This window comes from Arthrobacter sp. BF1, from assembly GCF_056680215.1.
This window is the reverse complement of the sequence record NZ_CM155271.1, coordinates 2330275-2343298: the sequence shown is the minus strand read 5'-3', so window position 1 is coordinate 2343298 and position 13024 is coordinate 2330275. Positions and strand designations below refer to the sequence as shown.

Genomic DNA, 13024 nt, shown 5'->3' with positions numbered 1-13024 from the left:
ATCCCTTCTGCGCCCCGCTGCAAACCCGCAACGGGGTGCCTTCGTGAGCCTGACTCATTCTTTAGGAACCGGAGGACCGCCACAAGGGTCCAATGACCCGAACGGGGAGCCGTAGTGGGCGTTGGGGCTTCGAGCCGTGACCTTTGGCCCTACTCCCCGGGGCACCGCAGCACGACTCTGGAAGGGACTCATTGCACCGCAAGGGGTGCGGGGCCACGTTGTTGCCACGACGGAAGGACTCCCATGAAAGCCCGTTCCATCACCATGCTCATAGTCGGCATCCTGTTCTCCATGATGGGTGTGGGGCTGCTGTTCGGCGGCATAGCTGCGTCGTGGGTCAATGCACTCCAGAACGACGGCGGATACCTCACCTCTCCGAGGGAGCGGTTTGCGGTGGATTCCACGGCCATAGTCTCCGCCCGGGCAGATGGAATACGGGGCGACTCATACCCGGGACCGCTGCCCTTTGACGTGGGCAGCGTCAGGATAACGGCGGAGTCCGTCAACCCTGGGAAGGACATATTTGTTGGCATTGCAGCCAGGCAGGATGTGGACCGCTACCTTTCCGGAGCCAACTACTCCGAATTGCGGGAAGTCGAGTTCCGGCCGTTCCGTACTGAGTACCGGGAGGTGCAGGGTACAACGCCACTATCAGATCCCGCGGAACAGAATTTCTGGGTGGCTTCCGCGCTTGGTGGCGGCGAACGGAACCTGGACTGGAAGATAGCTGCGGGAGACTGGTCCGTGGTGGTCATGAATGCCGACGCCAGCCCGGGAGTATCAACGGATCTGCAGGCGGGGTTCCGGTCCGAGCTGTTCGGCCCGATAGCTGCGGGGCTGCTCGCAGCAGGAGCCATCCTGCTGGTACTCGGGGTGCCGCTCCTGATCTTCGGCGCGCAAGGGCTGGGGCGCCACGCAGCGCAGCCGGCCGCTCTAATGCCCGGAGCGTATTCGGGCGCCGCGCCCTACGGAGCCCCTCAAGGCCAGCCCAACCAAGTCATGGGCGAACAGTTCACAGGCAATCAGGTCTCAGGTAACCAGCTCACAAGTTTCCAGGCTGCGGCCGAAGTGATGCCCTATCCGGCGCGGCTTCGCGGCGAACTCGATCCCGTGCTGTCCAGATGGATGTGGCTGGTGAAATGGTTCCTGGCCATCCCGCATTTTGTTGTGCTGTTCTTCCTCTGGTTCGCGTTCGTGGTGGTCACCATCATTGCCTGGTTCGCCATCCTTTTTACCGCCCGCTTTCCACGTTCCCTTTTCAACTTCAACGTGGGGGTCCTGCGCTGGAGCTGGCGCGTGTCCTTTTATGCCTATTCTGCGCTGGGAACGGACAGGTATCCGCCATTCACGCTGGCCCGGACTGACTACCCCGCTGATTTTGAGGTTGACTATCCGGAGCGGCTGTCCCGCGGACTCGTGCTGGTCAAGGGCTGGCTCCTCGCGCTGCCACACCTGATCATTATTGGGGCGCTGACAGGCGCCAGCACCGTCCGGTGGAGCGATCCCCAGAACCCGGGAATCAGGTACGAGACGGCAACAGGATTCTCGTTGTTCAACTTCCTGGTACTAGTTGCGGCTGTCATCCTGCTGTTCAGCGGCCGTTACCAGCGCCCCCTGTTCGACCTGCTCATGGGCTTCAACCGCTGGATATACCGGGTCATCACCTACGTGGCCCTCATGCGCGACGAATACCCGCCCTTCCGCCTCGACCAGGGCGCCCGGGATAGCGGCGAGCGGGGGCCGGCTCCGTTGACTGGCCCGGTCCCGCCGGAGGGTACAGCCCCGCGAATCAGTCCGATGCCTTCGGGCAGCCCGGTGCCCACGGAAAGGGCGGTGCCCCCGGGAAGCCCCGTGCCGCCGTCGGACCCTACAACGCCCGCATAAGGCTCCTCTGCAGCATCGAGGGCACCGACTGCCAGCAACGCCACGGCCATGGCGGCAAGAATCCCCAGTTGGGGGTCCGAAGGCCCCTAGCTGCGGATTCCGGACACGCCGTAGGGTCGTAGCCATGAGCCCAACACGCCTCCGCACTGCGATGGTGCGTTTCCCCGTGGTGGCTGCCACCGTGGGGATGGGTGCAGTGGTTACGGTGTTGCTTGCACTGGGGGAGGACCCTGCGGCCCGGTGGACAGCAAGCGCCTACGCTGTCCTCATCGCGGTCATCCGGTCCGGTTCGATGCTCAGGGCGCTGCTCGGCGGCCGGTGGGGCGTTGACCTGCTTGCCGTCACCGCCATCGGCGCCACGGTGGCGGTGGGCGAGTACGTCGCGGCCCTGATCATTGTGCTCATGCTTGCCGGGGGTGAAGCGCTGGAAGTCATTGCCCAGGGAAGGGCAACCCGAGAGCTGAGATCCCTGCTGGAACGCACCCCCCAGACCGCCCACCGGGAAGTGAACGGTGGTCCGCCCGAAGACATCCGCGTCGAACAGGTCAGGCCCGGGGATCTCCTCCTGATCAAGCCGTCGGAGGTGGTGCCCGTGGACGGCGTGCTCATCTCCGCGGCGGGCACCTTCGATGAATCCATGCTGACGGGGGAGAGCCTGCCGGTGGAACACACGGAAGGCGACACGCTGCTCAGCGGCTCAGTCAACGGCGATGACGCTGTGAAGATGACAGCGACGTCCACGGCGGAGGACTCGCAGTACAGCCAGATTGTGGCTTTGGTCCAGGAAGCGGCCTCGAGCCGCCCGCCCGTGGTCAGGCTCGCCGACAGGTACGCCGTCCCTTTCACCATTCTGGCCTTTGTCCTGGCCGGCCTGGGCTGGTATTTCAGCCAGGACCCGGGGCGGTTTGCCCAGGTGCTGGTGGTGGCCACCCCGTGTCCGCTGCTCATTGCAGCTCCGGTGGCGTTCCTTGCCGGCACCAGCCGGGCGGCGCGTTCGGGCATCATCGTCAAAAACGGCGGTACCCTCGAACAGCTTGCCCGGGTGCAGACGGCAGTGTTCGATAAAACCGGCACTCTTACCCACGGCCGGCCCACGCTGCACGGCATCAGGATGCCCAAGGCGGCTGCCGGGCTGATCAGCGAGGACAGGCTGCTGCAGCTTGCCGCTTCGGCGGAGCAGTACTCCTCCCATGTGCTGGCGGCGTCGGTCATGGGCGCCGCCCGTCACCGCGGCCTTGATCTTCTGCCGGGAAGTGACGCGAACGAACACGCCACCCAGGGAGTCGCGGCGACGTGCGGCGGCCACCGGGTGGTGGTGGGTAAGCCCGACTTCGTCCGATCCGTCACCTCCGGCTTCGAGGACGCGCACCTGACCGGCGGGCAACTGGCGGTCTATGTGGGTGTTGACGGACGCTTCGGGGGAGCACTGGTCATGAGTGACCCGCTGCGGGGTAATGCAGTAGGCACCTTGGCCCACTTGAGGCGGTTGGGCGTAGGGGAGACCCTGCTGCTTACCGGCGACTCCCTGCCCACGGCAGAAAAGATCGCCGCCCAAGCCGGGATTTCCAGGGTCCAGGCAGGCTGCCTGCCCGGCGACAAAGTCTCCATCGTGGCCGGACTGCGGATACGCCCGGTGATGATGGTGGGCGACGGCGTCAACGACGCCCCGGTGCTGGCCGCCGCCGAGGTCGGTGTCGCGATGGGCGCCAAAGGATCAACCGCGGCGAGTGAGTCGGCGGACGTCGTGATCATGCTCGACGACCTATCCAGAGCGGCGCTGGCCGTTGACATCGGCCAGCGCACCATGCGGATAGCACTGGCGAGCATCTGGATTGGCATCCTGCTCAGCGTTGGCCTGATGGTCGCGGCCGTGTTCGGTTTCATTCCCGCCGTTGCGGGCGCACTCCTCCAGGAACTGGTGGACCTGGCCACTATCCTCAACGCGCTTCGCGCCCTCCGCGGCGGCAGGAAGGCAAGCACGACGGCGGTGGGAGGCACTCCAGTCAGCGTGGGCGCCGTGAGGTGAGCGCCGTCGTCGTGCGCTGCTCCGTTCCTCCCCGCCCGTCAGTGCCGCCGGTTCAGTGCCGCCCGGCGTCCAGCGGCGGCCACCAGTGCGAGGGGGGATTGATCACGAAGCGCCGGCCGGTGACCTCTGAGGGCGTGACCCGCACCAGATGGTCCTTGCTTCCGGTTTCCCACGGTGAGAGCCCGGCATCCACTGCCTCCTGGAAGTCCTCCTGGGAATCCACAACCGCAGCCGTGCCCTTGACGATGACGCTCCAGGCGATGGTGCCGTAGGTGTTGAGGCCGTCGGCTTCCAACGCGATGGAACCGCCGCCCAGCACGGCATCCAGTTTGGTTCCTGATCCGGTGCGGAATATCACCGTCCCGTTATCGGGAACGTAGTTGACAGGGAAGATTTCCGGCTCACCATTACGGATCAGGGCGATCCGGCAGACCGAGACTGAGCGGAGGTATTTCCAGCAGTCATGTACGTTGAGGACTTCCGTCTGGGATCCCGAAGTGTCGCTTTGCATGCTCGCAGGCTACTACGTCTGGTGCTATCGGCGGTGGATTGGGGTGATGACCGTGGGGCACGGAAGCTGCGTCAGGACCGCGTGTGCTGTGGAACCCAGGAGCAGCCGTTTGAAACCGCCCCTGCCCCGGCTTCCAACCACCAACAACCGGGCACCGGCTGCGGCTTTGACCAGAGCCTCGGCCGGTTCCCGCTTGGTATCCAGGATCTTGTGCACTACGAGGTCCGGGTAGTCCTCGCGGAGGCCGGAGACAGTTTCGGACAGCACCATTTGTTCCTCGTCCTCAATGCGCTGCGTCAGCGACTGGGTGAGCGCTCCACTGTCCACCCATTTGTCCGGTTCCCAGATGGCATAAACCACTGTCAGCTCCTGGCCTTCCCGGTCTGCCTCGGCGGCAGCGAACGCTACGGCCTGAGTGGCTTCCTCCGAGCCGTCCACGCCCACCACCACGCCCTGCCCGCCTTCAGCGTCCGTGACTCCAATGACCGCGACCGGGCACTTGGCCGCCGCGGCGACCTGCAGCGCCCGGTCCGTCAGCGAACCGCCCAAATGCTGAGCGCCTGACCCAACCACCAGCATCGACACCTGGGTGGAGTACTTTCGCAGCGAGCCGGAAACGCCTCCCTCCAGTACTTTGGTGGTGACCTCCGCCGGAATCTTGCCCCGCACGCGTTCTGCAGCGGCTTCCACCAGAATTTCACCCCGCTTCACCAGCTCGCCGGTCCACGGGACGGGTTCCGCCACCCACCGGTCGTCAACAACGTACAGAATGACCAGCGGCAGGTCAGCACCGGCCGCCCGGCGGGCTGCCCAGTCCACGGCGGCCCGGCTTTGCGGAGAGTCATTGGTGGCGACGGCAATGGGTTGAGACGTTCTCACGGCTGGTTTTCCTTTGTTCTCTTGTCGGGGCTGTGAACAACCAGGACGGGGCAGTGCGCATGGGCAACACAGGCTGAGCTGACGGAGCCCAGCAACAGGCCGCCGAATCCTCCGTGGCCGCGCCTGCCAACAATGATCATGTCCGCGTGGCGGCTGGCATCGATGAGGGAGTCCCTGGGGTGGCCCCGGACAACCCGCGGGATGACGTTGGGCGGAATGTCGTCGCCGAAGGCTTGTTGCAGGGCGTCGTTGAGGACGATCATGACGCGTTCCTCGAAGCGGTCTATGCCCATGGCCACGTACCCGGCATAGACCTGCGGATCATCCCAGTAGGCGGTGGCCAGTACTTTGGCCCCGACCGGGGCGGCCAACCACTGGGCCTGCCGAAGCGCCTCCACGGATGCCTCCGATCCGTCTACCCCCACCACAAACATGGCACCCTCTGACGCCGGCTCCGCCATGACGTATCCCTTCAGTGGACGCTTACTGCTCTCCAGCCTGCGGCCAAGGGCAATGGACGTGTAGGGCCGAAAGTCACCTAGAAACTGGAGGAACTGCCTGAGCCTGAGAAGCTTCCCCCGCTGCTCCCGTAGCCGGTGGTTCCGCCGCCGCCCCTGGCAGAGCTGACGCTCCCGACGCCGGTGTTCAGGCCGGAGTTGAAGGCAGGGACGGAGAAGAAATAGTAGGAAGGGTAGACGGTGCCGAGGATGCTGGGCTCGTAGCTCCGCCGGTGGTGGCGGTCGGTGCCTTCCTGGGCGTCCTCCATCCCCCTGCGCATGAGTCTGGCTTCCCGTTCGGTCTTGGCGAAGCCCGCTATCACCGTTTCAGTGTGCTGCTTGAGCAGGTCGGACAGGCGGCTGCGGGCGTCACGAAGGCGGTCCAGCGCTTCTTCCGGTGTGATGGTCCCATCTGTGAGCTGGGCGGTCCACCGTTCGATTTCCGCCAGGCTCTGGTCGCGGAAGAACCTCAGGGACGCGGCGGTGGCGGAGTCGCCTTGCCCGTGACGCTTAGTCAGTAGCTGCTCAAGCCCGGCGAGGTCGCTGCGGAAGGGTGCCAGCTGACGGTCCCAAGCCGTTGGCCAGGTGTTCAACCGGTTCAACAGCGCGTTGCTGTCGGAAATGACGTCGTCCAAGGCATCCAGTTCGGCGGCCGCGTCCGCAAACTCCCGGACCAGCTTGAGGTTTGGCCTGCGGCTCAACGCCCTCGGTGTCAGGGCATGCACCCGGTTGGAAAGCCCGGTGGCGGCGTTGTAGCGGTTCAGGAAGGTGCGGTGCTTCTCCAGGACACTGCTTCCGTACGAAGACGACTCCGGGATGGTGCTCGCATTAAGCTCGGTGACGTCCAGGTCTGTGCTGACGTTGGCGTAGCTTCGGTCTCCCCTCGCCAGCTCCTTGCGGCTGCCCGCCCTGGTGACGGCCCGTACTATCAGCAACGCAGCAGCCCCCGCCGCGGCCAGCGAACCCGTCACCCAGGCTGTGATCACGAAGGCGGCCGACTGGTACCACGGCTGATTAATGAGTTCGGCGCCCCGCCGGACTCCCGCGATGGTGCCGTCCGTCCACTGGGCGTCACGCAGGAGGTCCTTGGCCGCCTCCTGGATGTCATCGCGTTGTCCCAGCGAAACCTTGCGGTCCTCGCCCATGTAGGTGCCCACGTGCCGGCCCACGGGATCGAGCGCAAAGATGAAGAGACCGTCGGCCCATTTCTGACCGTCCGGGCTGATCCAGTCCGGGTGTTCGGCGCGGGCGAACCTGAGCACCTCTTCGTTCAGGTTGTCCGCGGCGCTCCCGTTGTAGGTGTAGACAGCCACCTTGGTGGGCTCATGGAATTCGATGGCGGTGATGGCCGGGACAAGGGTGTTGCGGTCGAGCACGCCGGCCCTGTCCTCAATAACGACGCCGGTGGGTGTGACGGCGAGTGCCGCCGCACCGCCGCCCAGCATCAGCGCAAAACCAGCAGCAGCAACTTGAAGGTCTTGACCATCAGTCGACCGGCCACACTACTTTTGTCTGCCATTTCGTGGGGTCCGGTTCGGACGTTCTGCCACAGCCCCACCACATTTCCTTCGCTGTCGCGGAAATATGCATTCCAGCCGGAGCCGGGAATTACTCCACTCATTGCACTCACCTTTCTGCAGCAGCGGGTTACTAAGACCGTCCTGGTGCTACCAACGGTATGACATCGATCCGCGCTGACCGGCCGTCCGAAGGACCAATCACCAGCAGTATGTGCGCGGCGGTGACACCGGCCAGAGCACTGATCACCCGCTCGACCAGCCCGTCCTCCGAGGGGGCGCCGGCCGGTAACGGCCCGTTGCCTGCGTCGGCCCGCTTCCACACGGAGACTTTGGCGCCGGTCGCGGCAGCAATGGCCTCGGACAGCGGCTTCGAATTGAAAGCCGTCACCAGGATGACCTGATCAACGGTGGGGGCGCTCACCCCTGAGGCGGCCGCCAGCAGGGCATGCTCGCGGCGCCACTGGGCAGAGTGGTACCCGGCAACCAAACCGGCCGACACCAGGAGACCCAGTGGCGCGCGGATCCGCTCCAGAATGCTGCCTCCGGTTGCCTCGCCCAGAAGGGACTCGAAGAGCCGGTACCCAATCACCAGGAGGGCCACGAGGGCCACCACTGCGCTGATGCCGAAGAACACTATGAGGTAAACGCGCCTGCCTGGCGGAATCGCGTCAGCAGTTTGTGGCTGCCGCATCGGCCGCCACGCCCGCCACCAGACGGGACCGCCCACCACAAGGGAACTGATGCCGCCGAGCAGCAGGGTTCGGGTGCCGCCGCCGGCGAGCGGTGTTACCGCCATGGCAAGCGAAGCATTGATGACCACCCCAATGCCGGTTGCGGCAGCCGCCAAGGCAACTCCGGACTTTACCAGCCGGCTCGCACGCCTGGTGCCTACGGAACGCTGAGCTCCGCTGACGCGGTGAAAACGCCAGATTAGAAGGCCGATCGCGGCAGCGGCGAGGGCCGGGCCCAGCGGGGTTAGCAGTTCGTTCATGGGAGCAGACCGGTCGAATGCTGTCCGCAGGACCACAAAAACGACGACGCCGGCGCCGCCGAGTGCCGTGATGCCCGCGGCGAAGATCCCCGCCCCAACGAGGGCCACGTCCACAAGGGCGGTGCCCATTTTTCGGCCGCCGCCCCTGAACCAGTGCCACCACCACACGAGGCTTCCGCCAATTGTCCAAACCACGGCCCTCAGAATGGGCTGCCACCATCCCTCCACCTCCGGGGTCAGGCTCATGTGCCCGCGGATCGCCACATCAAGCAAGCTGCCCAAGGCATTGATGGCGGCGAACCCGCCCACCAGCAGCCCGAAGACCGACCCGATGACGGCCGGGACATCCTCAAGGGCTTCCGGTTGTTTCAGGGGGTGCCGCCACATCCAGCGGTGCCAGATCCAGATGCCTGCCCAGACAATCCCATTCGACAAAGGCGAATACCACAGAGGTTCCCGGCTGCCAATGAAGGAGGCCGCAGTTCCCAGCAGGCCGCTCACAGCTGAGATCAGGGAGACAGCGTAGACGGCAGACAGGTACACGCCCCACCCCGCCGAGCCGCGCTCCGCCGGGTCGTCGAGCCTCCTCCAGACAAGCCACCACAGGAGGGCGGCGAGCGGCCCTCCGATCAGGGTGAACGCCAGCGAACGGGCCACTCCGGCCACATCAGCGGATGCCACCACCGCGCCGGCGCTGAACAGGCGCTCCAGCAGTCCGCTGAGCCCTGTGGCCGCGATGACCACCAGGGCGAGCAACAGCACGTAGAGGATCAGGCGGCGGAGGGTGGCTCGGGCTGAACCTGCCGGGGAACGTGGTGTCAAGGCTGTGGCGTTCACGGCTTGGACAATCCGGTGCACGACACGAGCTGATACGGGGCCTGCTCGATCAGCCAGCTGCCACCGGACTTGACCAGGGCGAAACGATCCTCCATCTCGTACTCAGATGGTCCGAACGGGCCGCCCCCGCCTGAACTGACAAGCGAGACCCGCACCTGGGCCGAGTCGGCCCGCTCTGCGGTGGAGATCAGTACCACCCGGACGGGACGTGGCCCGCTTTCGTAGTAGCCGCGGCACACGGACTTGGCAGCTTCGGTGAGGTAGGAGTTGGCTGTGGCCGTATCGCCGTCGATGACCGCAGTGCTGTAGCGCTGAACCACTCCCTGGGGCGTGGACACGTCCAGGGCCTCCGGGCCCCCGCGGGTAAAAACGACCGCCAGCGCCACGACCACCAGCAGCGCAATCGCTGACAGGATGGCGATGAGTATCCGGTCGGGCTTGCCCGCCGCAGGCTTTGACAGTCTCATGTGACGCTGGCCTGTCGCGGGTCAAGGAGCCCCAGCAGGGTCAGAAGTGAGGACCTACCCATGGCTGCTCCTACGGAGATGACACCCGAACGTTGCCCAGCTTCCAACATGCCCCCGAAACGCGCTAGGGGCGAACGTCCCACGGGGGAAGGCTCATCAGAGATTGACCGGCCTCGCGCCCGGCGCATCGGGGGAGGGCTCGATAGTGACGGTGCCGGCGTCGCCATCGACACTGATCCGTTGGCCGCTGGTAATCCGCTGGGTGGCCACTCCCGTGCCGAGGACAGCAGGGATACCGTACTCCCGGGCCACGATTGAGCTGTGGCTTAACGGGCCGCCAACATCGGTAACCACGGCGGAAGCCATCGCGAACAGCGATGTCCATGCGGGAGTGGTGATGCGGGCCACCAGGACGTCGCCGGGCGACATTAGGGCGAAGTCTTCAGGGCCGTGCAGGACGCGGGCGGTGCCGCTGACCCGGCCCGAGCTCGCACCGGCGCCCTTGATGACGTTGCCCACCTGATGCTGCGGGCCGGCCGGCATCATGGCTCCGAAGGCCTTTTCCATCCACCGGCTCTCCGGGAGCAGTTGCGGAGCGGCAGCCTTGACCTGCCCCCGCCACAGCGTCCTGCGCCCCTCGACGGCGGCGGCGCGGACGGGACGGTCGGCTCCGGTGATGGCCACGGCCGGCGGAGCTCCGGGTGCGGCTGCCGGAGCTTCCGGTGCGGCCAGGCCGAACTCGACGGCGCTTCGCAGCTCCTGGAAGCGGAGCCAGAACACGTCATCTGGTCGGGTGAGCACCGCGGAGCCCACCAGTCGTCGTCCGAGTTCGAGCAGCATCCGCCGCAGCAGCGGCCACGCCAGCCCGACGTCAGCCAGGGCATCCTCGCGGATCGGCCCGGTGCTCTGGGCCCAGCGGAGCAGACGGAGGAACGCGGCACGCCGTCGCGGTCCAAGCCGGGCGGCAACTCGGCTGGTTTGCTCCTCCCGGCGGTCGGCCGAGAGCTGCTGCCGCTCGTACGGGTTAGTGCCCTGCCCACGCAGGTAAAACTTCACTGTCTCCAGCAGCGTCGCGGGATCGTCCGCCGGCACCGGGCTGGCGAAGTCCAGGTTGTAGACCGCATGGCCGAACCGGTTCAAATGGTCCTGGAAGCGGCGATGCCATTGCTGCCAGAGGGCGGCATCCACCCCGGCAGGCGGGGTATCCGACCGCTGGGACTCGGCCAACGCCGTCGTCGATTCATTGAGGATCACCGGTGCCAGCCCGGGCAGTCCACCGGCCCAGGCAGCGAGATCGTACAGCGATTTCTCCGCCCGGATGGGTTCGCTGTCGTAGCCGAGCAGGAACGTCTGGGCCGGTGGATCCCCGTCACGCCGGACCAACTTGTCGTAAAACCCCCGGAAGGAGATTTCGCTGGTGGCCGCGAGCGGGATGATTGACTGCACGGCAGTGTAGTAGACGGTGCCGGCGTCCAGGAGTACCTGCACGCCTTCGAGCAGTTCCTCACCCGAAAGCCCGCGGAGTGGCTTCGCGGACCAGTCGTTGATCACCCGCTCGTAGCGGGGATGCGAATAATCCCGCCATCCGGCCACACCCATGTGCGCCTCGCCGCGGAACAGTGCGCGGAAGGCTGCGGGCGACTTCGCCATCATCCGCCACATGCCCGAGTTGCGGTAGTAGTAATAGGCGTAGCCGTTGACGGTTGGCAGCCGGACGTCGCCTTCGCGGACGGCGCCTTTGCCAATGGCCTCGCCGAAGAGTGCCTGCAGGGACCGGGACACCGAGCCATCAATGAGGTCGGCAAAGAGCGGCGAGAGTGGATCCGGCAGCTGCTCCACGATGCTCGCCCGGAAGTACATCCCCTTCGGATACGGGACAGGCCAGGTCTGCGGGGCATCGGCCGCCGGTTCGGGCAGTGCAGTGATGGCCCGGGACTGGAGTATGGAGAACTCGCCGCCGACCCGCGCCCACTCGATGTCCTGCGGTTCGCCGAAGTGCTCCGTAATCCGCGTTCCATAACCGGCAAGTTCGGCCGCGTCCCGATCACCAAGAACAGGCTCACGACGCCGTGCCGCGGGTACGGGCTGTTCCTTGGTGCCGTGCTCCCCGTAGACGGTCATGACCTCCTTGTCAGCCGTGCGTCGCGACAGCACACGGCCCGTCCCGGCGTCCACCACCATGTCATCCGTGGTGACCGTTCCACTGACCACGGACTCGCCCAGGCCCCACGCGGCACTTATCGCCATCTGGTCGCGGCGCCCGTTGGCCGGATTGGCGGTAAACATCACGCCGGCGGCCTCGGCCTCCACCATCCGCTGGACCACCACCGCGAGGCGGACCGATTCCGGTGCGATGCCTTCGCGGGCGCGATAGGCCATGGCGCGCGCGGTCCACAGGGAAGCCCAGCAATCGATCACCGCCGCGTGCAGCGCCTCGGCCCCCACAACATTCAGGTAGGTCTCCTGTTGTCCGGCGAAGCTGGCCGAGGCGAGGTCCTCCGCCGTGGCCGAGGACCGCACCGCCACGGCCGCGTTGCCGTCGCCGAGGCGGCCGTAGGCGGAGCGCAGTTCTGCTTCGATGCCGGACGGCATGGTGCCCTCACTGAACAGCGCACGGATCCGCGCGGAAGCATCCTCGTAGTCCTGTGGCGACGCCTGGGGTGAGAGTGCGGCCAGTAGGCGGATGTCCGCCTCGAGGTGATTTTGACGCACGAAATCCCAATAGCCCGCAGTGTTGAGAACAAAACCTTGGGGAACCGGCAGCCCTGCCTTGATGAGGCCGCCCAACCCCACGGCTTTGCCGCCTGCGAGGGCGATGTCGTCCCGGCCCACATCACCTAAATTGTTGACGTACGTCATGGTGACCCCTCCATGCCTGCGTGCTTCCCCGCAGACGGGGCATTGTCCACGATATACACCTGTCCTTCCGGCGCTTCCTGGTGGGATTCCGTGGTGTAGAAGCGGATCTCATGGCCGTCCGGATCCGAGAGCCCGGGAAGTATCCACCCTAGAGAGGCGATCCGGACGCCCGAGTGCGTGTCCCCCAGCTGGGTCAGCCGCGCTGCGAGCGCGTCAAGTGCCGCTTTTGTCGGAACGCCGATGGAGAAAAAATCGAATCCGGCAGAGGCGGCTGCTTTGGCCGGATCCAGCCGCAGCGCCAGTCGCGGGCCGCCATTCGGGTGGTTCAGTGCAAGGCCCATGACCTTGCCGTCCTCACGGAACTCCATCGCAGTGGCGTAGCCGAGCCGGCTCCGGAACCACTCACTGCTGCGGTCCAGATCGCGGACCGGGAGTTTGAGGTGATGTACACCATCGAGCTGGGGGACTTGACGGTCCACGGCAAAATTCCTTTGATCGCAGGGTCGTCCTCCAAAGATAGGCCGGAATCGGTCAAGGGAACATGGATGGTGGT

The 13024-nt window shown here is 65.8% G+C and carries 11 protein-coding genes; 2 read left to right on the top strand and 9 right to left on the bottom strand.

From position 1 onward, the window contains the following. Window positions 1-243 precede the first annotated feature (243 nt). Together AC1MCD_RS10980 and AC1MCD_RS10975 are read left to right on the top strand one after the other, a co-directional pair. Window positions 244-1884 (top strand): DUF4389 domain-containing protein, encoded by a 1641-nt coding sequence (locus AC1MCD_RS10980; RefSeq protein ID WP_498671886.1) that lies wholly within the window; start codon window positions 244-246, stop codon window positions 1882-1884. A gap of 124 nt (window positions 1885-2008) precedes the next feature. After that, entirely contained in the window at window positions 2009-3910 is a 1902-nt protein-coding gene (locus tag AC1MCD_RS10975) for a heavy metal translocating P-type ATPase (RefSeq protein WP_498671884.1), read from the top strand. 52 nt (window positions 3911-3962) lie between these two features. On the opposite strand, the gene AC1MCD_RS10970 is transcribed toward AC1MCD_RS10975, so the two are convergent. The 9 genes from AC1MCD_RS10970 to AC1MCD_RS10930 form a co-directional block, all read right to left on the bottom strand. Then, window positions 3963-4421, bottom strand: a complete 459-nt coding sequence (locus tag AC1MCD_RS10970) for a pyridoxamine 5'-phosphate oxidase family protein (RefSeq protein WP_498671881.1) — start codon at window positions 4419-4421, stop codon at window positions 3963-3965. Between the two features lie 24 nt (window positions 4422-4445). Further along, on the bottom strand, window positions 4446-5300 hold the full coding sequence (locus AC1MCD_RS10965) for a universal stress protein (RefSeq protein WP_498671880.1): 855 nt from the start codon (window positions 5298-5300) through the stop codon (window positions 4446-4448). Then, window positions 5297-5761, bottom strand: a complete 465-nt coding sequence (locus AC1MCD_RS10960; RefSeq protein WP_498671878.1) for a universal stress protein — start codon at window positions 5759-5761, stop codon at window positions 5297-5299. The genes AC1MCD_RS10965 and AC1MCD_RS10960 overlap by 4 nt, the downstream gene beginning before the upstream one ends. 77 nt (window positions 5762-5838) lie before the next feature. Next, a complete protein-coding gene (locus tag AC1MCD_RS10955; RefSeq protein WP_498671876.1) occupies window positions 5839-7242 on the bottom strand; it encodes a DUF5129 domain-containing protein in 1404 nt (467 codons plus the stop codon). Beyond that, window positions 7242-7418, bottom strand: coding sequence for a hypothetical protein (locus AC1MCD_RS10950; protein ID WP_498671875.1), 177 nt, complete (start codon window positions 7416-7418; stop codon window positions 7242-7244). Before AC1MCD_RS10950 ends, AC1MCD_RS10955 begins: the two co-directional genes overlap by 1 nt. Before the next feature lie 29 nt (window positions 7419-7447). Next, window positions 7448-9145, bottom strand: a complete 1698-nt coding sequence (locus tag AC1MCD_RS10945; protein WP_498671872.1) for a DUF5671 domain-containing protein — start codon at window positions 9143-9145, stop codon at window positions 7448-7450. Beyond that, window positions 9142-9612 carry an LpqB family beta-propeller domain-containing protein gene (locus tag AC1MCD_RS10940; RefSeq protein ID WP_498671871.1) on the bottom strand — a complete coding sequence of 157 codons (471 nt, stop codon included), beginning with the start codon at window positions 9610-9612 and terminating at the stop codon, window positions 9142-9144. Before AC1MCD_RS10940 ends, AC1MCD_RS10945 begins: the two co-directional genes overlap by 4 nt. Window positions 9613-9768: 156 nt before the next feature. Further along, window positions 9769-12471, bottom strand: a complete 2703-nt coding sequence (locus AC1MCD_RS10935) for a PEP/pyruvate-binding domain-containing protein (protein ID WP_498671869.1) — start codon at window positions 12469-12471, stop codon at window positions 9769-9771. Next, window positions 12468-12950 carry a VOC family protein gene (locus AC1MCD_RS10930; RefSeq protein WP_498671865.1) on the bottom strand — a complete coding sequence of 161 codons (483 nt, stop codon included), beginning with the start codon at window positions 12948-12950 and terminating at the stop codon, window positions 12468-12470. Before AC1MCD_RS10930 ends, AC1MCD_RS10935 begins: the two co-directional genes overlap by 4 nt. Between the last annotated feature and the right edge of the window lie 74 nt (window positions 12951-13024).

Excerpts from the sequence above, each read along its gene's own strand:
- AC1MCD_RS10975 (WP_498671884.1), top strand. The coding sequence starts at position 2,009 with ATGAGCCCAACACGCCTCCGCACTGCGATGGTGCGTTTCCCCGTGGTG.
- AC1MCD_RS10950 (WP_498671875.1), bottom strand. The coding sequence starts at position 7,418 with ATGAGTGGAGTAATTCCCGGCTCCGGCTGGAATGCATATTTCCGCGAC.
- AC1MCD_RS10980 (WP_498671886.1), top strand. The coding sequence starts at position 244 with ATGAAAGCCCGTTCCATCACCATGCTCATAGTCGGCATCCTGTTCTCC.
- AC1MCD_RS10955 (WP_498671876.1), bottom strand. The coding sequence starts at position 7,242 with ATGCTGGGCGGCGGTGCGGCGGCACTCGCCGTCACACCCACCGGCGTC.
- AC1MCD_RS10935 (WP_498671869.1), bottom strand. The coding sequence starts at position 12,471 with ATGACGTACGTCAACAATTTAGGTGATGTGGGCCGGGACGACATCGCC.
- AC1MCD_RS10970 (WP_498671881.1), bottom strand. The coding sequence starts at position 4,421 with ATGCAAAGCGACACTTCGGGATCCCAGACGGAAGTCCTCAACGTACAT.
- AC1MCD_RS10960 (WP_498671878.1), bottom strand. The coding sequence starts at position 5,761 with ATGGCGGAGCCGGCGTCAGAGGGTGCCATGTTTGTGGTGGGGGTAGAC.
- AC1MCD_RS10940 (WP_498671871.1), bottom strand. The coding sequence starts at position 9,612 with ATGAGACTGTCAAAGCCTGCGGCGGGCAAGCCCGACCGGATACTCATC.